This window comes from Micromonospora musae, from assembly GCF_003626545.1.
Lineage (GTDB): Bacteria > Actinomycetota > Actinomycetes > Mycobacteriales > Micromonosporaceae > Micromonospora > Micromonospora musae.
In genome coordinates this window covers 122,746-143,516 of the sequence record NZ_RAZS01000010.1, presented here as the reverse complement: position 1 = coordinate 143,516, position 20,771 = coordinate 122,746, and the positions used below count along the sequence as shown (strand labels likewise).

19 protein-coding genes are annotated in these 20,771 nt (G+C 72.2%); 4 read left to right on the top strand and 15 right to left on the bottom strand.

The window, feature by feature from the left end:
- Window positions 1-2: 2 nt before the first annotated feature.
- Together D7147_RS25025 and D7147_RS25020 are read right to left on the bottom strand one after the other, a co-directional pair.
- The gene (locus D7147_RS25025) at window positions 3-1,001 is read right to left on the bottom strand and encodes a carbohydrate ABC transporter permease (protein ID WP_120681840.1); all 999 of its coding nucleotides are present in this window, start codon (window positions 999-1,001) and stop codon (window positions 3-5) included.
- A complete protein-coding gene (locus D7147_RS25020; RefSeq protein WP_120682008.1) occupies window positions 998-2,305 on the bottom strand; it encodes an extracellular solute-binding protein in 1,308 nt (435 codons plus the stop codon). Before D7147_RS25020 ends, D7147_RS25025 begins: the two co-directional genes overlap by 4 nt.
- Before the next feature lie 138 nt (window positions 2,306-2,443).
- Here D7147_RS25020 and D7147_RS25015 point away from each other — a divergent pair, with 138 nt between their 5' ends.
- Entirely contained in the window at window positions 2,444-3,472 is a 1,029-nt protein-coding gene (locus D7147_RS25015; RefSeq protein ID WP_120681838.1) for a LacI family DNA-binding transcriptional regulator, read from the top strand.
- A gap of 163 nt (window positions 3,473-3,635) precedes the next feature.
- Here the strand turns inward: D7147_RS25015 and D7147_RS25010 are convergent, their stop codons facing one another.
- The 3 genes from D7147_RS25010 to D7147_RS25000 form a co-directional block, all read right to left on the bottom strand.
- The gene (locus D7147_RS25010) at window positions 3,636-4,457 is read right to left on the bottom strand and encodes a peptidylprolyl isomerase (RefSeq protein ID WP_407663387.1); all 822 of its coding nucleotides are present in this window, start codon (window positions 4,455-4,457) and stop codon (window positions 3,636-3,638) included.
- 149 nt (window positions 4,458-4,606) lie between these two features.
- A complete protein-coding gene (locus D7147_RS25005; protein WP_120681834.1) occupies window positions 4,607-5,860 on the bottom strand; it encodes a D-alanyl-D-alanine carboxypeptidase family protein in 1,254 nt (417 codons plus the stop codon).
- Window positions 5,861-5,973: 113 nt separating this feature from the next.
- The gene (locus D7147_RS25000; protein WP_120682006.1) at window positions 5,974-6,702 is read right to left on the bottom strand and encodes a MerR family transcriptional regulator; all 729 of its coding nucleotides are present in this window, start codon (window positions 6,700-6,702) and stop codon (window positions 5,974-5,976) included.
- 179 nt (window positions 6,703-6,881) lie between these two features.
- Here D7147_RS25000 and D7147_RS24995 point away from each other — a divergent pair, with 179 nt between their 5' ends.
- Window positions 6,882-9,155 carry an ATP-binding cassette domain-containing protein gene (locus D7147_RS24995; RefSeq protein ID WP_120681832.1) on the top strand — a complete coding sequence of 758 codons (2,274 nt, stop codon included), beginning with the start codon at window positions 6,882-6,884 and terminating at the stop codon, window positions 9,153-9,155.
- A 91-nt stretch (window positions 9,156-9,246) separates the two neighbouring features.
- On the opposite strand, the gene D7147_RS24990 is transcribed toward D7147_RS24995, so the two are convergent.
- The 5 genes from D7147_RS24990 to D7147_RS24970 form a co-directional block, all read right to left on the bottom strand.
- On the bottom strand, window positions 9,247-9,666 hold the full coding sequence (locus tag D7147_RS24990; protein WP_120681830.1) for a protein-tyrosine phosphatase family protein: 420 nt from the start codon (window positions 9,664-9,666) through the stop codon (window positions 9,247-9,249).
- A 466-nt stretch (window positions 9,667-10,132) separates the two neighbouring features.
- Window positions 10,133-10,726, bottom strand: coding sequence for a hypothetical protein (locus D7147_RS24985; protein WP_120681828.1), 594 nt, complete (start codon window positions 10,724-10,726; stop codon window positions 10,133-10,135).
- Between the two features lie 1,167 nt (window positions 10,727-11,893).
- Window positions 11,894-12,538, bottom strand: coding sequence for a response regulator (locus D7147_RS24980; RefSeq protein ID WP_120681826.1), 645 nt, complete (start codon window positions 12,536-12,538; stop codon window positions 11,894-11,896).
- Window positions 12,529-13,659 carry a sensor histidine kinase gene (locus D7147_RS24975; protein ID WP_120681824.1) on the bottom strand — a complete coding sequence of 377 codons (1,131 nt, stop codon included), beginning with the start codon at window positions 13,657-13,659 and terminating at the stop codon, window positions 12,529-12,531. The genes D7147_RS24980 and D7147_RS24975 overlap by 10 nt, the downstream gene beginning before the upstream one ends.
- Window positions 13,656-14,447, bottom strand: coding sequence for a DedA family protein (locus D7147_RS24970; protein WP_120681822.1), 792 nt, complete (start codon window positions 14,445-14,447; stop codon window positions 13,656-13,658). The genes D7147_RS24975 and D7147_RS24970 overlap by 4 nt, the downstream gene beginning before the upstream one ends.
- 148 nt (window positions 14,448-14,595) lie before the next feature.
- On the opposite strand from D7147_RS24970, the gene D7147_RS24965 reads away from it, so the two are divergent.
- Window positions 14,596-15,438: an MOSC domain-containing protein gene (locus D7147_RS24965; RefSeq protein WP_233563409.1), complete on the top strand. Its 843-nt coding sequence runs from the start codon at window positions 14,596-14,598 to the stop codon at window positions 15,436-15,438.
- A gap of 60 nt (window positions 15,439-15,498) precedes the next feature.
- Here the strand turns inward: D7147_RS24965 and D7147_RS24960 are convergent, their stop codons facing one another.
- The 5 genes from D7147_RS24960 to D7147_RS24940 form a co-directional block, all read right to left on the bottom strand.
- Complete coding sequence (locus D7147_RS24960; RefSeq protein WP_120681820.1) at window positions 15,499-16,980, bottom strand: serine/threonine-protein kinase; 1,482 nt, start codon at window positions 16,978-16,980, stop codon at window positions 15,499-15,501.
- 168 nt (window positions 16,981-17,148) lie between these two features.
- A complete protein-coding gene (locus D7147_RS24955; RefSeq protein WP_120681818.1) occupies window positions 17,149-17,349 on the bottom strand; it encodes a hypothetical protein in 201 nt (66 codons plus the stop codon).
- Window positions 17,350-17,351: 2 nt separating this feature from the next.
- Complete coding sequence (locus tag D7147_RS24950) at window positions 17,352-18,410, bottom strand: LacI family DNA-binding transcriptional regulator (RefSeq protein ID WP_120681816.1); 1,059 nt, start codon at window positions 18,408-18,410, stop codon at window positions 17,352-17,354.
- Between the two features lie 212 nt (window positions 18,411-18,622).
- Entirely contained in the window at window positions 18,623-19,456 is an 834-nt protein-coding gene (locus D7147_RS24945) for a helix-turn-helix domain-containing protein (RefSeq protein ID WP_407663389.1), read from the bottom strand.
- Between the two features lie 165 nt (window positions 19,457-19,621).
- Window positions 19,622-19,861 (bottom strand): DUF397 domain-containing protein, encoded by a 240-nt coding sequence (locus tag D7147_RS24940; RefSeq protein ID WP_120681812.1) that lies wholly within the window; start codon window positions 19,859-19,861, stop codon window positions 19,622-19,624.
- Between the two features lie 255 nt (window positions 19,862-20,116).
- Here D7147_RS24940 and D7147_RS24935 point away from each other — a divergent pair, with 255 nt between their 5' ends.
- A complete protein-coding gene (locus D7147_RS24935) occupies window positions 20,117-20,764 on the top strand; it encodes a GGDEF domain-containing protein (protein WP_120681810.1) in 648 nt (215 codons plus the stop codon).
- The last annotated feature ends 7 nt before the right edge of the window (window positions 20,765-20,771 follow it).

Sequence of the window (20,771 nt, the reverse complement as noted above, 5' to 3'; positions counted from 1 at the left end):
TGTCAGTTCACCCTTCCGGTGACGGCGCCCTCGATGTCACGGCGGAGCAGGAAACGCTGGAACAGCAGCGCCGCGACGAACGAGATGACGAAGAGGATCACGGCAACCGCGTTGCCGTAGCCCCAGAGCCGGGCGAAGAAGCCGTTGTCCACCATGTACGTGGCCATGGTGGCCGAGGCGCCGAGCGACCGTACCGCCGGCACCGAGGTCACCCAGATGACCTCGAAGGCCTGCAGCGATCCGATCATCGAGAGGAACATCCAGATCCGGATCGTCGGCCCCAGCAGCGGGACCATGACGTGCCGCTGGGTCTGCCACCAGCTCGCACCGTCGATCGCGGCGGCCTCGGTCAGCTCCTGCGGAACGTTCGACAGGCCGGCGAGCAGCAGGATGATGGCGAAGCCGACGTACTTCCAGGTGAGGACGAAGAGCATCGTCCAGATGACGACGTCGAGGTCGGCGAGCCACGCCTGCACCAGGCTGCCCAGCCCCAGCGACCGCAGCAGCGCGTCGACCGTCCCGTTGTCGGTCAGCAGCAGCTTCCACATGATGCCGGCGGTGACTTCGGCGAGCACGTAGGGCACGAAGACGAGCAGGCGGAACACGGCGCGTCCACGGAACCGCCGGTTGAGCAGCAGGGCCACGGCCAGCGCGATGGGACCTTGGACGAGCAGCGATCCGACCACGATGATGGCGTTGTTGCGCAGCGCGTCGAGGAAGATCGGGTCCTGGAAGGCGAGCACGTAGTTGTCGAATCCGACGAAGTCGGTCGGCGGTCCGATGCCCCGCCAGCGGAAGAGGCTGTAGTAGACCGCGAACCCCATCGGGACCAGCACGAACATCACGTAGACGATGACCGCGGGCAGGGTGAGCCCGACGATCTCGTACCACTTGCGCCGGGTCTGCACGGCGCGGATGGACGCGCGCCGGGAGGGCCGGAGGCCCGCCGGCGGCGCGGACGCGTCGCCGGCGGGGCTCAGGGTCGGGTTGGTGGCGGTCACTTCTTCGCGGCCGCCTTCATCGCGGTGACGACCTGCTCGGCGGTGCCGTTGCTGGCGAACATCGCGACGACGGCGTCGTTCATCGCGTTGCCGACGGTGCTGCCGAAGGCCGTGTCCAGCCAGAGCTGCACGTAGGTCGCGTTGGCGGTGGCGTCCAGGATGGCCTTCAGGGAGGGGTCGGTGACGCCGGCGCCGGCGGCCTTGCTGACGGGGAGACCGGTGCCGGTCTCGGCGTATCCCTTCTGCACCTCGGGGCTCACCAGGTACTTGATGAACTCGACGCACTCGGCCGGGGCCTGCTTGGCGCAGGCGAATCCGTCCCCGCCACCGAGGGCCGCCTTCGGGTCGCCGGCGGAACCGGAGATCGCCGGTACGGGGAACCAGCCGAGGAACTTTCCGAGCGCCGCCCGGTCCTCGGCGACGGTGTCCAGGGTGCCCCGGTTCCAGTCGCCCATGAGTTCCATCGCGGCCTTGCCGTTGGCCAGCAGACCGTTGGCGCTGGTCGCATCGTTCTGGCCGGGGGTGGCGATGTAGTTCGGCTGGAACGGGTTGGTGCCGATGAAGGTCTTCAGGTCCTGGCCGGCCTTGACGAAGCAGGGGTCGTCGAAGACGAGTTCGGTGGAGGCCTTCTTGAGGGTGTCGACCGAGCAGGCGCGCAGCGCGAAGTTGTACCACCAGTGCGCGGCGGGCCACTTGTCACCGGCGCCCAGGGCGATCGGGATGACGTTGATGGCCTTGAGCTTGGTGACCGCGTCGTTGAGCTCGTCGAAGGTGGTCGGAGGCGCGGCGATGCCCGCCCTCGCGAACATCTCCTTGTTGTACCAGACACCTTCGATGCCCATCCGGTACGGCAGCCCGTACTGCTCACCGTTGACCTGCCAGATCTCGGCGGCGCTGCCGATGTCGGCGATCTCCGTCTTGGCCTGCTCGGTGAGGTTCTTCAGGTAGTCGGCCTCCACCTGCTCGCGCATCTCACCGCCGCCCCACGCCTGGAAGACGTCCGGCGGGTCGTTGCTGAGCAGCGCGGCGGGCAGCCGGGTGCGCTGGAGCTGGTTGGTCTCGATCGCCTCGATCTGGACCTTGACGGTCGGGTGGAGCGCGGTGAAGTCCTTGGCGACCTTCTCCCAGTAGGTCTTCAGCGGCCCTTCCTGGGAGGCGTTGTGCCACCAGGTCAGGGTCACCGGGTTCTTGTAGAGCTCGCTCTCGGCGGGGGCTTCGCTGTCGCCGCCGTTACACCCGGCGACGAGCAGTGCGGTGGTAAGGAACAGCGCCAGGCCGGCGCCCGCGCGGTGCTTCATCGCCATCGACACGTCTCCTCGACTAGCAGTGGCGGGGATTCAGGTGCGGCGAGTTTTACAGCCCCGTAACCACGTGTCAACCGTTGTCGATAACGTTTTCGAACCCTGCCGAAGAGTCCCGGCCGGCCCTCTATCATCGTCGGCGTGACCTTCCCGGAGCGTGTAAAAATGGCGGACGTGGCCCGTACGGCCGGCGTCTCGGTGGCTACCGTGTCGAAGGTCGTCAACAATCGGTACGGCGTGGCGCAGGCGACCGTGGAACGCGTACGGCAGGTCATCCACCAGCTCGGATACGAGGCCAGCCTGGGCGCGCAGAGCCTGCGCAGCCACCGCACGAACGTCCTGGGCATCCTGGTCGCCGAGTTCGAGCCGTTCTCGACCGAACTGCTCAAGGGGGCCTCCAAGGAGGTCGCCGGCACCGGTTACCAGCTGCTGGCCTACTCCGGCGGCGACGGCGACGGCACGGCCGTCGGCTGGGAGCGGCGCTCGCTGGCCCGCCTCTCCGGCACCCTCATCGACGGGGCCGTGATCGTCACGCCGACCGTGGTCGAGACCAAGCAGGGCTTCCACGTGGTGGCCGTCGACCCGCACACCGGCCCCTCCGGCCTGCCCACCGTCGACTCGGACAACTTCGCCGGTGCCGTGATCGCGACCAACTACCTGCTGTCGCTCGGTCACCGCCGCATCGGACACATCAGTGGACGCCCGGACCTGGAGTCGGCCCGCCTGCGCGAAGCGGGCTTCCGTAGGGCCATGGCCGACGCCGGCGTGCCGGTGGACGAGAGACTCGTGCGCGTCGGGGGATTCCGGATCGAGAGCGCAGCCACCACGGCTGCCGAACTGCTCGCGCTCCCGGACCGGCCGACCGCCGTCTTCGCCGGAAACGACCTCTCCGCGATCTCCACAGTGGATGTGGCGCGGAACGTCGGCCTCACCGTGCCCGAGGACCTGTCCGTCATCGGTTTCGACAACATCCCGGAATCGGCGCTGGTCAACCCGCCGCTGACGACGATCGCGCAGCCCCTGCAGCGGATGGGCGCCGAGGCACTGCGGCTGCTCATCGACCTGATCGGTGGCGTCGAACGCGACCCGCACGTCCGGCTGCCCACCGAGCTGGTCGTCCGCGCGTCCTGCGCTCCGGCGCCGAGGCTCCCCCGACCGGGCCGGCCCTAGCCGCCACACGGCTGGGCGCGGACCGGCGACGCCGCCCGCTCGACCCCCGGGACCAACCCCGGCGGTGACGGCGGGCTCCCCGCTCAGGCGCTGGTCATACCGGGCCGCGCACCGGTGGGGTACCTCGACCCTCTCGTGCCGAGGTTCCCCACCGGTGCGGGCGTCAGCGGTGGTGCCGGACGGCCTTGCAGATCTCCACCGGCAGGGCCGGCGCGCCGTCGACCGGAGCCGGGTCCTCCTCGGTCGGGGCCACTCCCCCGGCCGCGATCCGGTCGAGCGTGGCGAGCCCGGCCGCGTCCACCGAGCCGAAGACCGTGTAGTTGGGCCGCAGCGCCGAATCCGCGTACACCAGGAAGAACTGGCTGCCGTTGGTGTCCGGGCCGGCGTTGGCCATGGCGAGCGTGCCACGGGCGTAGAGCCGCCGCTCGCCCGTCGGGTCGGTCGGCGCCGGGGGCAGATCGGTCGGCAGCTCGTCCCGGTAGCGGTAGCCCGGCCCACCCGAGCCGGTGCCGGACGGATCCCCGCACTGCAGGACGCTCAGCGTCGGGTACGCGGTCAGCCGGTGGCACGAGGTCCGGTCGTAGAAGCGGTGCCGGGTCAGGTGCAGGAAGCTCTGCACCGTGCAGGGTGCCGCCGCCCGGTCCAGGGTCAACCCGATCGAGCCGTGGTTGGTGCGGAGCGTGACCCGCACCCGGCCCTTGTCCGGGGTACGGCGGGGGTCGGGCGGCAGCGGAACCGGCCGGGCCGCCGGATCCTCCGGCGTCGCCGTGTAGCCGCACGGGCCGGGGGTGGTACGCGGACCCCCGGGCGCGGCGGCGGCCGGTACGACGCCGGCGCCGTTCGCCGTGGCGGGCGCGGCCACCGCGGCGGTGGCGCCGGCGGCGATGAGCGCACCGGCGAGCAGCGTCACGCCGCCGAGACGTGGCAGCGTGCGCCGCGCGCGACGCGGAGCGGGAACAGGCAGCGGTCGGGCTTCACGCGACACGGGCATCCTCCTGGACTCGTGGTACCGGAGCGACCGGAGTCTATGGATATCCGTCGGCGGTTGTCGATCCGTCGCCGCCCCCGGGCGAGTCGGGCGAGCCGCGTGACCGACTGCTTTGGGCGCGCGCATCGCTATGGAGCTGTCCTGGCTCAGGCGCCGCCTCGGCGGCGGGCACGGCGGCGCCACAGCACGCCGGTCAGCAGGACGACGGTCACCGTGGCGACGAGCACCCCCACCGGCCAGGAGTTCGACCTCTCCTCGCCGACCGGGCGACTCGCGGCGGCCGGCCGCGGCTCGCCGGTGGCGGCGGTCGGGCTCGCCTCCGGCGTCGCCATCAGCTGTCCCGGCTCGACCAGCCGACCCACCGAGGTCGTCGCCGGCAACGAGAAGCCCCAGTCCAGCAGCGCCGCGCCCTGCTCCCAACCGCGCTCCGGTCGGGACTCGGCGCCGAGCAGGGTGGCGACCAGGCGACGGCCCCCGCGCTCGGCCGCGCCCACGTAGGTGTGCCGGGCCAGATCGGTGTAGCCGGTCTTGCCGCCCAACGCGCCCGGGTAGTCGAAGATGAGCTGGTTCTCGTTCTGGAACTGGAAGCCCTTGGTGCGCTGCGCTGGCTGGGCGGGGATCCGAGCCAGCTTTGTTAACGCGTACCGCCGGAACGTCGGGTCGGCGAAGCAGGCCCGGGCGATCAACGCCAGGTCGTACGCGCTGGTGAACTGCCCACGCCCGTCCAGGCCGGAGGGGGTGACCGCGTGCGTCTGGAGCGCGCCGAGCCGGTGCGCGTACTCGTTCATCTCGCGCACCCCGCCGGCCGCGCCCTCGGTGCCCCCACCGAGGCGCGCCAGCACGTTGGCCGCGTCGTTGCCCGAGTTCAGCAGCAGCCCGAGCCAGACCGTCTCGACGGTGTACCGCCCGCCCTCGACCAGGCCGACCGCGGAGGAGCCGGCCTCGAAGTCCATGTCCTCCTCGGTGACCGTGACGACCTGCTTCGGGTCGAGCCGGGGCAGCATCGTGGCGGCGAGGAGGAGCTTCTGCACGCTCGCCGGTGGGCCGTACTCGTGCGGGCCGCAACCCCCGAGCACCTGACCGGTGTCCAGGTCGGCGACGAGCCAGGAGGTGGCGGTGACCCTCGGCGGCCGAGGAGTCCCGAGCGGCACGACCAGCCCCGCGGTGGCCAGCGCCGTACCTCCGACGGCGCGCTCCCGCGCCGACGCCGGTGGTGGGGACGGGCGCGCGGGCCGGGAAGCCGCCGGCGCCGCCGCGCGCGGGCACGGCACGGCCCCCGCGCCCACCGAGAGGGCACGCCCAGCGCGGGCGGTGGTGGGCGGCGCCGCCGGAGCGGGAACGGCCGCGCCGACGGTGAGCAGCGCGGCGGTCGCCGTGGTGGCCAGCAGCCGATCTCTCATGCCAGCACCCTAATCCGGAAAACGGGCAAACCGGGGCCGGACGGGATGCCCCGCCTCCCCCAGACTCCCCGCCTTCCGCGGGGCTGTCGCCGTCCGGCGTTCGCACGCCGCGCTCACGGCATGCCGAGCGGCTCCCGCTCCCGCAGGTAGTCGTAGAGGGCCGCGGAGGCGCGCAGCCGGCGCAGGCTGCGCCGATGCAGCTCTTGCTCCCGGCGGGCCAGCTCGGCCCGGACCCGCTGCGGGCTGCCGGTCGTCCGCAGCTCGTCCAGCACCGCCGTGATGATCTCGAACGGGTACGCGCCGCGCCGCAGCAGCGCGACCACCTGGGCCGCCCGCAGCTCCGCCTCGTCGTACACCCGGTAGCCGGCGCCGGGTGACCGGATCGGACGCAGCAGGCCGCGAACCTCCCAGAGCCGCAGCTGGGAGGTGCGGACCCCGACCAGGGCCGCGACCTCTCCGATGCGAGCCGCGCGACGCGGCACCGGCACGGAAGCCGCCGGAGCACCGACCACCGTCTCGAACGCGCCGAGCGCACGCCGGATGTCGGCCCGCTCGCGGTCGAGCTCGGCGTGCCCGCCGTCGAGCAACGCCAGCGCCGCCGGCACGTCGCCCCGGTGCACCGCGGCCATGACCTCGCGGGTACGCGCCCAGCCGTGCCCGTCCGCCATTCGCCGCGCCACGGCGAGCGCCCGGGCGTGCTCGGTCGTGAAGATCCGGTAGCCGCTGTCGGTGCGGCTCACCGGGGGGAGCACGCCGAGATCGACGTAGTTGCGGACCTGCTGCACAAAGATCCCCGCCCCGGCCGCGAGGTCGATCGCCCGAAGGCGTTCACCGGTAGCCACGACGATCACCGTACCGGCTGACACGTCGTTTGAGACTTCTCGGTGCCTTTCGACAGACCGCTCGTGCTCTCGCTCGGAAAACCCTCCATGGGGATTTGAATGAGACAATTCAATGTGTCAGACCTCGACGCCAGGATGGGCGCAGACCCCGCCCGTCCCTGACTTCGCGAAGGGTTCGCATGCCGCAGCCAGCACAGTTCGCCGCCGACAGCCACGACATGATCGAGGTGCGGGGTGCCTCGGAGAACAATCTCGCCTCCGTGTCGGTCGACATCCCGAAGCGCCGGCTCACCGTCTTCACCGGTGTCTCCGGCTCGGGCAAGTCGTCGCTCGTCTTCGGCACCATCGCCGCCGAGTCACAGCGCCTGATCAACGAGACCTACAGCGCCTTCCTCCAGTCGTTCATGCCGAGCCAGAGCCGGCCCGACGTGGTCTCGCTGCGCAACCTGAGCGCGGCGATCGTGGTCGACCAGGAGCGGCTCGGCGTCAACTCGCGATCCACCGTCGGCACCGCCACCGACGCCTACGCGATGCTGCGGGTCGTGTTCAGCCGGCTCGGCACCCCGCAGGTCGGCGGCGCCGGCGCGTTCAGCTTCAACCTGGCCGAGGGCATGTGCCCGACCTGCGAGGGCCTGGGCCAGGTCTCCGACCTCGACGTGCACGAACTCGTGGACGTCGAGCGCTCACTCAACGACGGCGCCATCAAGGTGCCCAACTTCGCCGTCGACTCCTGGTATTGGCAGACCATCGTCGCGTCCGGCCTCTTCGACCCGGACACCAAGCTGCAGGACTTCACGCCCCAGCAGTGGGAGGACTTCCTGCACAAACCGTCGACGAAGATCAAGGTGGGCAGCAGCAACCTGACGTACGAGGGCCTCGCCGTGAAGGTCCGGCGCCTCCTCCTCGCCAAGGACCGCGAGTCGATGCAGCCGCACATCCGGGCTTTCGTCGACCGGGCGGTCACCTTCACCACCTGTGCCGCCTGCGGCGGCACCCGACTCAACGCGGCCGCGCTCTCCTCGCGCATCGCCGGGCGAAACATCGCCGAGTGTTCCGCGATGCAGATCAGCGACCTGGCCGGCTTCCTCCACGGCATCGACGACCCGGGAGTGGCACCGCTCGTCGCCACCCTGCGGGACCTGTTGGACTCGCTCGCCGAGATCGGCCTCGGCTACCTCAGCCTCGACCGGGAGAGCAGCACGCTCTCCGGCGGCGAGGCGCAGCGGGTGAAGATGGTCCGGCACCTCGGCTCCAGCCTCTCCGACGTCACGTACGTCTTCGACGAGCCGACCGTCGGCCTGCACCCGCACGACATCGCCCGGATGAACGACCTGCTGCTCCGGCTGCGCGACAAGGGCAACACGGTGCTGGTGGTCGAGCACAAGCCGGAGACCATCGCGATCGCCGACCACGTGGTCGACCTCGGCCCCGGCGCCGGCACGGCCGGCGGCCACGTCTGCTATTCGGGAGACGTCGCCGGTCTTCGCCGCTCCGGCACCCTGACCGGCCGGCACCTCGACCACCGGGTCGGCCTACGCGGCGAGGTACGCCGCCCGACCGGACACCTGCCGATCCGCAACGCCGACCTGCACAACCTGCGAGACGTGAGCGTCGACGTCCCACTCGGCGTACTGACCGTGGTCACCGGCGTGGCCGGCTCGGGCAAGAGCTCCCTCATTCACGGCTCCCTGCGGCGACGCGCCGGGGTGGTCATCGTCGACCAGTCGCCCATCCGCGGTTCGCGCCGCAGCAACCCGGCCACCTACAGTGGCCTGCTCGACCCGATCCGCGCCGCGTTCGCCAAGGCCAACGGTGTCAAGGCGGCCCTGTTCAGCGCGAACTCCGAGGGCGCCTGCCCGGCCTGCAAGGGCATCGGCCTCATCTACACCGACCTGGCCATGATGGCCGGCGTGGCCACCGTCTGCGAGAAGTGCGAGGGACGGCGCTTCACCGCCGAGGTGCTCACCTACACGCTGCGCGGAAGGAACATCAGCGACGTGCTCGCCATGCCGGTCACCGAGGCGTACGACTTCTTCCCCAGCGGTTCCGCCCACGTCATCCTCGGGCGACTCGCCGACGTCGGCCTCGGCTACCTCAGCCTCGGCCAGCCGCTCAACACCCTCTCCGGCGGCGAGCGGCAGCGGCTCAAGCTCGCCATCCACATGGCCGAGAAGACCAGCACGTACGTCCTGGACGAGCCGACGACCGGGCTGCACCTCGCCGACGTCGACCAGTTGCTGGCCCTGCTCGACCGGCTCGTCGACGCCGGCAACACGGTCATCGTCATCGAGCACCATCAGGCGGTGATGGCCCACGCGGACTGGCTGATCGACCTCGGCCCGGGCGCCGGCCACGACGGCGGCAAAATCGTCTTCACGGGTACGCCGGCCGAGCTCATCGCCCGGGGTGACACCCTGACCGCCCGACACCTACGCGACTACGTCGCGCCCTGACCACCGGCGCTGCACGCCTGACTGCCGGCCCGGGGCGGCTCGCCCCATGGCGGCCTCCGGTTCGGCCGCTGGCCGGAGCCGGCCTGCGCCGTCACCCGAGGCGATGCAGCCACCGGCGCTGCCAGGGCGTCTCCACCGCCCGGGGCCGGTAGTTGGCGCGTACCCACTCCACCACCTGCCCGGCGGGCATGCCGTCGAGCACCGCGAGTGCGGCCAGGGCGGTGCCGGTTCGGCCCTGGCCGCCACGGCAGGCGACCTCCACCCGCTCGCCGTCCTGCGCGCGGCGCAGCGCCTCACCGAGGGCGTCCAGCGCGTCGGCACGGTCGACGGGGATCCAGAAGTCGGGCCAGCGGATCCGCCGGTGCGGCCAGGCAGGTGCCGGACCGGGGGCCAGCAGCAGCGCGAAGTCCGCCGGGGAAGCGTCGTCGCCGATTCGTCGGCCGCGCACCGCGGCGCCGCTGGGCAGTACGACGACACCTGGCTGCTCGGCCCACGACGACTCGACGCTCATCCCGGCATTCTGCCGTCTCAGCGTTCGGCTGTCCGACCCCAGACGAAAGCGCCGCCCCCGACCAGGTGGTCGAGGGCGGCGCTCGGGGTGTCGGTGTGTAGGTCGCCTCGCGGCGAGTGGCGCAACGCGGCTCCAGCCGAACGGTATTCCGCGAAGGCATTTATCAGGTGAGGCCCGGGGACACTGAGCACACCGACACCCCACACAACGTACCCGCGCCTGCGCTTCTTCCCACCTCCCAGCACCATTTCGTCAGCGGCCGTACGCACGGATTTCGGACACTTCACGTTCCCGGCGAGCGGTAACCGGCCAGGATTCGGTGTCTGCGCCGGCTCCTCCCGTACGCCCGACCCGCAGCGCGTCTGTTCCGGTTCTTCGGGGCGCTCCGCTGGTTTAACGCGGGGTATGCCGCTGGCCGGCGCCCGTGTTGGGTGCCGGCCAGCGGTCAGGTGATGCTCTGTGGTTGTCAGCTGTTCCAGTACTGGGCCACCAGGTCGGCGGCCTGCTGCTCCCACTGCGCGTAGGCGTCCGGGTAGGCCGACACCTGCACGGTCTGGGCGGCGTCGGTCAGCGGCATGTCCTGCCAGCCGTCGACCTGCTTCAGACCCTTCAGGAACGCGGTGGTGGAGTACTGCGGGTCGGTGATCTGCTCCGGCGTACCCCAACCCGAGGTGGGGCGCTGCTGGAACAGGCCCAGCGAGTCGTGGTCGTTGGCGTCACCGAGGTGACCCAGGTTGTGCAGCTTCGACTCCTGCAGGCTGGTGGCGATGGAGATGACCGCGGCCCGCTCGTTCATGTCCGACTTCTTCGTGGCGGCGATGATCGCCTTCACATTGCTCTTCTGCTCGTCGTCCAGATCGATGCGCGACTGGGCGCCGTGGGTGCCGTTGGGCATCAGCTTGCCCTTGTCCACACCCGGCTTGTCAGCCTGCACGACAGCGACGGGCTTGGCATCCACCGCCGGGGTGGCGGCGTGGGCGGCGACGGGGCCGCCGATGACACCACCGGCGAACGCGAGACCAGCGATACCGAGAACGCTCTTACGCATGATCGTGTTCATGTCAAAGCTCCTTCGGGGGTGATGACCCACACCCGGGGGGGGTGTGCAGGTCAGCGCCACGCTCGGGCGCTTCACAGAAAGGGGGGAAAGTCTGAGTGGGCGCTTCCGCGAGAGGGGGTTCGCGGGGCCCGGTGTCCCGGGGTGAGGCGGGGGGCTTCACCGCGCCGGGACGGTGTTCAACGGTCGACGGCCCGCCACCATTCCCGGCGACATGCCCGGGGCTTCGGGAGGCTTGGTGACCGTGGCCAGCTGCGACCTGAGGGGTCGTGCGGCGGGACCGGGTTCAACGACCGGCCGGCCACCGTCATTCCCGGGGAGCCTCGCGGCTCAGTCCGGGCGGACGGGCCATCGGGCGGGGCTGCTACCTCGGCCGTCGGGGGTGTTCAACGCCCGCGGCCCGGCCACGATTCCGGCCTGAGGATGCCACCGGTCACACCCCAAACCGCCCAAACCATCAACCTGGGGTGGCCGCACCCCAGGCTGCGCGCACGCGAACCGGACACCGTTCGCCAATCACCCCAGGCGCCGCTCGTGATCGACTCGGGGTCCTTGAAGTCGGGGCATCACGCGACCGGGACACCCCGACATCAAGGAACCCGAGTCGATCATCGGCGCGCACGGGGCGATGAGCGCGATGTGTCCGGTTTGCGCGCCTGGAGGGGCTGCGGGGTAGTGCCCAGCGCCGGGCTCTGCCCGGGGGTGCCGGCCCGATCCGCGCGAAGGTCCATTCGATGGCCGCGCGGGCCGTAAACCGGACACCACTCGCCAACCACCCCAGCCGCGACCGGTGATCGACTCGGGGTCCTTGAAGTCGGGGCATCACGCGGCCCGGACACCCCGACCTCAAGGAAACCGAGTCGATCATCCGCGCGCTTGGGGTGATCGGGACGATCTGTCCGCGTTTGGGGGCCCGCGCGGCGGTGCTCCCGCGCGGCGACCGAATTCTGCCCGGGACGCCGGCCCGCCCCCTCAGGTTGACTCGCGGCCGTCCGGTCGCGGGCCAAGCCGCCGGCTTCAAGGTCGACTCGGGGTCCTTGAAGTTGGGGCATCAGCACGGTCCGGACACCCCGACATCAAGGAAATCGAGTCGATCATCGGCACGCCTGGGGCGATCGGCGTGATGTGGCGGGCTGGCGGCGGCGCTGCCGGCCGGCCCGCCGCGAGGGGTCAGGCGGAGAGATAGCGGAGGATCGCCAGCACCCGGCGGCTGTAGCCGGTGACGCCGGACAGGTCGAGCTTGTCGAAGATCGCGTTCACGTGTTTCTCGACCGCGCTGAGCGATACGTGCAGCCGTCCGGCGATGGCGGCGTTCGTATGGCCCTGCGCCATGTGGTGCAGGACGTCCCGTTCGCGCTCAGTCAGCCGGGCGAGCGGATCGGTACGGTCCGAGCCGGAGACGACCTGGCGTACCACCTCGGGATCCAGCGCGGTCGCCCCCGCGCACACCCGGTCCAGGGCGTCGAGGAAGTCGTCGACCTGGGCGACCCGATCCTTCAGCAGGTAGCCGACTCCCTCGGGACGGTCGGCGAGCAGCCGGGCGGCGTACCGCTTCTCGACGTACTGGGACAGCACGAGCACGGCGGTGTCGGGCCACCGGCGGCGGATCTCCAACGCGGCACGCAGGCCGTCGTCGGTGTGGGTGGGGGGCATCCGGACATCGGTGACGACCACGTCGGGACGTTCCCGGTCGACCGCGGCGAGCAGCTCGTCGGCGCTGCCGACCGAGGCGATCACCAGGTGGCCCTCCTCGACGAGCAGTCGGGCGAGCCCTTCCCGCAGGAGCGTCGAGTCCTCGGCGAGCGTCACCCGCACGGAAGCTCCGCCAGTACGGTCGTCGGTCCGCCGGTCGGGCTCTCCACCCGCAGCCGCCCGTCCAGCGCGGCGACCCGGCGGGCCAGCCCGGACAGGCCACGGCCCGAGGGGTCCGCGCCACCCGTACCGTCGTCGCGTACGAGCATCCGGACCGTCCCCTCCGCCGCCTCGATGTCGATCGTGACCAGGGTAGCCGCGGCGTGTTTCGCGGCGTTCGTGAGCGCTTCGCAGGCCACGAAGTACAGCACGGTCTCGACCTGCCGATCGGGCCGTACGGGCAGGTCGCACCGGATCCGCACCGGCACGGCGGAGCGCTGGGCGACCATGCCGAGCACCTGGCCCAGGTCGCTCTCCTCGAGCGCCGACGGGTAGACCCGCCAGGCCACCTCCCGCAGCTCCTCGAGTGCCCGCTGCACGTCCTCGTGGGCCTGCGTGACCAGGGCGTACGTCCGTTCGGCGTCCCGGCCGCGCCGGGCCCTGCCGAGCAGCATGCCGAGCGCGACCAGCCGCTGCTGCAGCCCGTCGTGCAGATCCCGTTCGATGCGCTGGCGTTCGGCGTCCACGGCGGCGATCACACCCGCCCGGGTGCTGGCCAGCTCGCGGACCCGGTCCTCCAGCGCGGCACGGGCGCCGCGGTCGAGCAGCCACCGGGCGATCCGGACGTCCAGCGCGCCCACGCTGGCGATGGCCTGCACGTTCAGCATCAGCAGCACCGTGCCGATGACGACCTGCAGCAGGAACTCCGCCACGGACAGCTCGCCGCGCACGGTGGCGGAGAGCAGGATCCAGGTGAGCACCGCGCCGATCGCCAGCAGCAGGTACGCCAGCGCGCCCAGCGCACCCGGGAGCAGCCGGGCCGCCAGATAGGCGACGTGCCGCCAGCCCGCCGTACGGATCGGCGGCAGTTCGTCCGCGCCGAGCAGCCCGGCGAGCCGGCGACGTTCCAGCCGTACCAGTGTCGTGGCGTACCGCGTGATCAGCGTGCCGATCCGGCGGCGGGCCGGTGGCAGGAGCGCGGACCCGGCGCCGGCGCCGGCGGCGACCAGCAGGAAGAGCAGGTCCCCGGCGGCGGTCAGCACACCGGCGCCGACGCCGACGCCGACCCGGACGGGGTGCGTCAACGCGCCCCGCCGCGCCCGTCGTCGCCCCAGCCGCCGGTGCGGTAGATGGTGCCCCGGCCGCTCGGGTCGGGGACGCCGGCGCCCGAGCTGTTGAGGGTCGCCGATTCCGGCTCGCGACCGGCGCGTCGGGCCCGCCGCACCCGGGTCACCACGAACCAGACGACCGCCGCCGCGCACACCACGATGACGACGTTCTGGAGGATGCCGACGTACCCCTCGACCAGGTGCCAGTTGTCGCCGAGCAGGTAGCCGGCGAGCACGAACGTGCTGTTCCAGATCAGGCTGCCCAGCGTCGTGTAGAGGGCGAAGATGGTGATCGGCATCCGCTCCACGCCGGCCGGGATGGAGATCAGGCTCCGGAAGATCGGGATCATCCGCCCGAAGAAGACCGCCTTGACCCCGTGCCGGATGAACCACGCCTCGGTCCGGTCCACGTCGCTGAGCTTCACCAGTGGCAGCTTCGCGGCGATCGCCCGGATCCGGTCGCGGCCGAGCGCCGCTCCGATCCCGTAGAGGGCCAGGGCGCCGAGCAGTGAGCCGAGCGTCGTCCAGAAGATCGCCCCGACCACACTCATCCGGCCCTGCCCGGCGACGAAACCGGCCAGCGGCAGGATGACCTCGCTCGGGATCGGCGGGAAGAGGTTCTCCAGCGCCACTGCCAGGCCGGCGCCCGGCCCACCGAGCCGTTCCACCAGGTCCGTGACGTAGCCGACGATCCCGTCCTGCGGCGGTTGGGAGTCCGCCGCGAGACCTCCGGTGGCGAGTAGGGCGTGCGGGGTTCGAATCATGGGTCAACGCTACGAAGTGATCCTGGGAGGCGGCCATGAGGATGGCCTTCGTAACGGGCGGTGAAGCCGCACGGCCGGGATGCGGAGAACCGCACCCCTGCCACCCGGCGTCCGTGGGGCGGAGATCAGCGGCGATTAGGGTGGGCGCGTGCGGGGTGAGCAGGCGGAAGGGCGGGTCGCGCAGCTCTGGCGCTACCCGGTCAAGTCGATGCTCGGTGAACGGTTGACCACGGCAGCGATCGGCACGAGCGGCGTCCAGGGCGACCGCCGGCTCGCGCTGCTGCACCGCGAGACCGGGCGGGTGGCCAGCGCGAAGGACCCACGGCGGTGGCGTGACCTGCTCACCCTTCAGGCCACCGGCGGCTTCCCGGAGCCGGTTCGGATCACCCTGCCCGACGGTCGCACGGTGTCCGGGCCGAACGAGCAGGTGGACGAACTGCTCTCCGCGGTGCTCGGCGCGCCGGTGACGCTCACCGGCACACCACCCGCCGCCGCGACCCTGGACCGGGCCGTCCCGGAGGCCGTACTCGCCGCCGGCGTCACCGCCGACGTGCCGGTGGAACCGAGCCCGCTCGGAGGCGCCGCACCCGACACCTTCTTCGACTTCGCCCCGATCCACCTGCTCACCACCGCCACGCTCGATCGGCTCGCCGTCGAACTGCCCGGCGGACCCCCACAGGTCGAGCGCTACCGACCGAACCTGGTCGTCGCGACACCGGTCGCCGGCTTCGTGGAGAACAGCTGGGTGGGCCGCCAGCTGCGGATCGGTGCGGAGCTGGTGCTGCTGGTGCTCGCCCCGACGCCGCGGTGTGCCGTGCCGACCCTGGCGCACGGCCGGCTGCCCCGACAGCCGGACGCGCTGCGGGCGCCGGCCCGGCTGAACCGGATCGAGCCGCTGCCCGGCCTCGGGCCGCAGCCGTGCGTCGGCGCGTACGCCCAGGTGGTCACGCCGGGTCGGGTCGCCGTCGGCGATGCGGTGGAGCTGGACTGAGCGCCGGCCGGGGCCGCGCGGCGACCCGGCCCTGGTCGACCCCGGACCGGATCGAGAGCGTCAGCCGTCGTCGCGGCCGACGTGCACCTCAACCCGTTCGAGGAGGTCGTCGAGCCGGTCCGCCGTCCCGGACGAGAGTTCCTCCCGCTCGGCCGCCTCGGCGACCCGCTCGCGCAGCTTCTGGACGTGCTTGGCCCGGTCCTTCGGCTTGCCGCGGACGAGGTCGGTCAGCTCGTCGCGCAGGTCGTCGGCGGTCCGCCGGTCGACCTGCCCCTGCGCCTGCGCCTTGACGAGCAGCGCCACGAACTCGGTGGCGAGCTGCCGCAGGTCGAGCGGGCCGGGCGCCTCCGTGGTCGCCGCGGGTGGGGACTTCGACGGTGACGGGGGCTTGGGCGCGGCGGGGCTCGACGGTGAGTGCGGCGTGGCGTTCGCCGTGCCGGCGGCGGACGGGTTGCCCCGGTCGTCGTCGAGAGCGAGCAACACCGCCACGGCGAACACGAGCACCAGGGCCGCGGCGGCGATGGCGGTGAGGGGGCTGCGGGACCGCCGCCGGGGCGCCGGCACGGGGTGCCGTGGTGCCGCGGGCCGCCGCTCGATCAGGGTGGGGGCCTGCGCTGACGCGACGGTCGCCCGCCCGGCGGGACGGGGCCGCAGCGCGACGGTCGCCGGATCCGCCGGGGCGGCCCGCACCTCGGTGGGCGGTTCGGCCGCGTCGGCCCGCAGGCGGGTCGCGAGCTGCGCGGCGGTGGGCCGCCGGCTCGGATCGGCGGCGAGGCAGGCCACGATCAGGTCGGCGAGGTCGGCCGGCAGTCCGGGTACGCGCGGCGGCGGCACGGGCCGGTGCCGCTGGTGCACCTCGACCGCGTCCTCCCAGGTCTGCACGGGCAGCGGCGCCCGCCCCGTGAGCGTGCGGTAGAGCAGCGCGCCGAGGGCGTAGACGTCGCTGGCCGGGTCGGGTGGGCCGGCGGAGAGCCGCTCCGGGGCGACGTAGGCCGGGGTGCCCATGAGCAGTTCGCCGGTCTGCCCGGCGAGCGGGTGGTGCGGACCGGCGAGGGTGGCGATGCCGAAGTCGAGCACCTTGGCGCCGGTCTCGGTGAGCATCACGTTGCCCGGTTTGACGTCGCGGTGCACCACCCCGATGCGGTGCGCGGCGGCGAGAGCGGAGGCGACCTGCCCGGCGGTCCGGACCGCCTCGCGCCACGGGAGCGGGCCGGCGGCGAGCCGGTCGGCGAGGTTCTGGCCGTCGACCAACTCCATCACCAGGTACGGCACGACCTCGCCGCCGGGCAGGGTCGCCTCGCCGTAGTCGTACACCTGGGTGACGTTCGGGTGGGTCAGCCGGGCGGCGGCGCGGGCCTCGCGCTGGATGGTGGCCCGCAGCTGCGGGTCGGCGGCGAGTTGCGCGGCGAGGGCCTTGACCGCGACGGACCGGCCGAGCACCTCGTCGTCGGCGCGCCACACCTCGGACATCCCGCCGAGGCCGATGCGCTCGCGCAGGACGTACCGATCGTGCAGCCGGAGTGCGGGCGTGAACGGCGACATGGGCGTCCAGTCTGCCCGGCCGTTGCCACCCGCCACCACCTTCGATGCCCGATTCCGCACCGGCGGGCTCGATCGTGCCCGAATGGCCGGTGCGGAACCGGTTCGAAACGATCGTGGGCGACCCCGAGAAGGGGCTCCGGGCTGCGGATCGGCGGCCGGGACGCACCGTCAGGAGCAGCGCGCCGCCGGGGTCGGCTGGGGCTGGATCCGGTCGGCGAGACGCCGCAGGACGACGGCGGCGGCGAGCCGGGTGGGGGCCAGTCGCGGGGCACGCGGCCGGTCGAGCCGGACGGGCGCGTCGGGGCGGGCCGGGTTGACGTGCCGGGTGACCGCGTCGATGGCGGTGACGAAACCGGTCGAGTGTTCCATGGTCAGCTCCTCGGTACGGGTCGGGTGGAGGTGCGCACGACGAGTGCGGTGGGCAGGAGCACGTGCCCGGCCGTGGGGTCGGCGGGCGGGTCGAGCAGCAGTTCGGCGGAGATCCGGCCTTTCTCCTCGGCCGGTTGGCGCACGGTGGTGAGACCGACGGCGGCGGCCTCGGCGATGTCGTCGAAGCCGGTGACCGACACGTCCGGGCGGTCGGCGTCTTCGCCGAGGGCGTCGAGCACGCCGAGGGCGAGCACGTCGGAGCAGGCCAGGACGGCGGTCGGCGGGTCGGGCCGGTCGAAGAGCCCGGCGACCGCCGCTGCGGCGGCCCGCCGGTCGTTGCCGGTGGCGGTGAGCACGGTGAGGTCGGACCAGGCCACGCCGACCTCGGCGAACGCGTCGGCGAAGCCGGCGAGCCGACCCCGGGTGGTGGGGTGCGGGACCTGGTCCACACCGGAGAGTCGGAGCGGGCCGGCCGGCGCGTCCGGAAGCACGGCGTCGCCGAGCAGCGCGACCCGCCGGTGACCGAGGCTCGCGACGTGCGCGGCGACACCCCGGGCCGCGGCCCGCTCGTCGATACCGACGTAGCGGTCGTCCGGGCCGGCGTCGTCCCGCGGCGCGGTGGTGACGAAGGGCAGCCCGCGGGCGTTGATGGCGTCCAGCGCCCACGCCTCGTCGCCGACGCAGTAGACGCAGAAACTGTCGACCGAGGCGTTCTCCACCGCTCGGCGGGCGTCCTCGAGGTCGCTCGGGATCGGCACGAGCAGCAGGCTGACGCCGTGTCGCTCGGCCGCCTCGCTGACCCCGGCGAGGAAACGGACCGCGAAGGGGTCGGTGAAGGCGTACGACAGCCGCGAGGTGAAGAGCACCCCGATGGAGCCGACGAAGCCCCGGCGCAGCGAGCGCGCGGTCGGGTTGGGGCCCGGATAGCCGATCGTCTTGGCGGTCTCCAGGATCCGTCGGCGCAGCGCCGCCGAGAGCTGGTCGGGGCGGGCGTACGCGTTGGAGACCGTGCTGCGGGACACGCCCACGGCGTCGGCCACGGCCTGGAGGGTCGGCTTCATCGCTCCCCCTTCTGGATCGATTCAGTACTGGATCGATTCAGAGACTAGCCGAACACTTCGATCCGGGTCAACGGAGAAGCGCCGACCCGGCGGATCGGATCGGCGCTCGACAGGGCGCGGGGATCGTCGACGCCGGTCGGCGGCGGGCCGACGCGCGACGGTCGGCGGCGGGCCGACGCGCGACGGTCGGCGGACGGGTCGACGTACGTCGGTCAGGCCGGATAGAGCTCGTCGCGTAGGCGCGTGAGCAGCTCCGCAGTGCGCTCCGGCGGCTCGGCCTCGACGCAGAGCCGCTCCATGGCCAGCGCGTAGTGGTCCAGGTCGTCCCGCTTGTCGAGGTAGATGGCGCTGGTCAGCTGTTCGATGTAGACGATGTCGGGCAGATCCTGGTCGCCGAAGCGCAGGATGCTGAACGCCCCACCGGCGGCGGCGTGCCCCCCGGCGGTGAACGGGACGATCTGCAACCGGATGTTCGGCAGTCGGGTCGCCTCGACGAGAGCATCCAACTGGCCGCGCATGACCTCCGGGCCACCGAGCGGGCGACGCAGCGCGGCCTCGTCCAGCACGGCCCACAGCTGTGGTGGGTTCGTCCGGCGCAGCAGCTCCTGGCGCCCCATGCGCAGGCCCACCCGCCGGTCGATCTCGTCGGGCGTGGCCGCACCGTGCCCGAGCAGCACCACCGCCCGGGCGTACGCGGACGTCTGCAACAGCCCGGGAACGAACTGCACCTCGTAGGTGCGGATCAGCGCCGCCGCGGCCTCCAGGCCGAGGTAGGACTGGAACCAGCCGGGCAGCACGTCGCCGTAGCGGTGCCACCAGCCGGGGCTGTTGGCGTCGCGGGCGAGCTTGAGCAGCACCTCGCGTTCCTCGTCGTCCTTGACGCCGTAGAGGGTGAGCAGGTCGGCGACGTCGCGCTCCTTGAAGCCGACCCGGCCGAGCTCCATCCGGCTGATCTTCGACTCAGAGGCGCGGATCTCCCAGCCGGCGCCCTCGCGGGTGACGCCGCTGGACTCGCGCAGCCGGCGAAGCTGGGCGCCGAGCAGCATGCGCAGCACGGTCGGCCCGGTCGTCGGGCCACCGTCGGTGGGAACAGTCATCACGTGCCGACCTCCGGGTGCCAGCTCGGCCGGCCGGACACCCGGCCCGGCCGACCAGTAAGCATGCCACGGACTCACGCGGAAGGTGTACCAGCCGCGCACCGGCGGTGACGGTCAGGCGATCAGGTGGTCGAAGTCGCCGTCCCGAGCACCGAGCACGAAGGCGGCGATCTCGTCGACCGTGTAGATGAGCGCCGGTCCGTCCGGGTAGCGCGAGTTGCGTACGGCGACGCCACGTCCCCCGGGTAGCTCGGCCAGCTCGACGCAGTTGCCACTGGGGTTGCTCCGGCGGCTCTTCCGCCAGTCCAGCGCGGGGAGCTGGTCGGCGGGGACACCGTTTCTCGGCTGCTGCATGAAGAGGGGTCTTTCTGTTCAGGAGCCGGCCGATGCCGTTGGGGAGGAGCGGTGGCGGCGCGGAGAGAGAGTCGACATCGGACGCTGCTGCACGTGCATCTGCTATTGCATCTGCATCGGACCGCGAGCATGATAACCCACGTGAACGGTACTTATCTGTTCACATTGAGTTACCTAACCTGGGCCATGACCAGGGATAACAGGGGCCCGCCCGGGTGTGTCAGGACCCGGGAGCTGGCGTGACGGGAGGCTCGGGTGCCGGATCCGGTGAGTGTGGCGTCCGGCATCTGCGCCGCGGGGGCGTTGTTCTCGTCCTGGCAACTGCGCCGCCGGGCGATGCGCGCGGAGGCGGAGCTCGAGCACCTGCAGGCGGAGCTAGCCGCGGAGCGGCACGCCGCCAGCCACGACCCGCTGACCGGCCTGCCCAATCGCCGCGCCTTCTACCGGCTGGCCGCCACGCTGCTCACCGACTCCTCCGGGCGGTCGCTGGTCGCCGTGGTGCTCGACCTCGACGACTTCAAACAGATCAACGACCAGTACGGGCACGCCGCGGGCGACCAGGTGCTGATCAGCGTGGCGCAGCGGCTGGCCGCCTTCGCGGGCGACAACCCCGTCGCCCGGCTCGGTGGCGACGAGTTCGCCGGCCTGCTGGTCACACCCACCGTCGACCGGCGTTGGATCGACCATGCCAACCGGCGTCTCTACGAGATGCTCTCCGCCCCCATCGCGATGGGCGGCTTCAGCCTGCGGGTCACGGCCTCGGTCGGCCTCGCCCCGGTGACCGGCCCGGCCCAGCTGACCGAGGCGCTGCGCCGGGCGGACGCGGAGATGTACCGGGCGAAGAGCCTGAGCCCGGGGCGGCAGGCTCGGCAGCTCGTCGACATCGGACACCTGCCCGAGTGACCCGTAC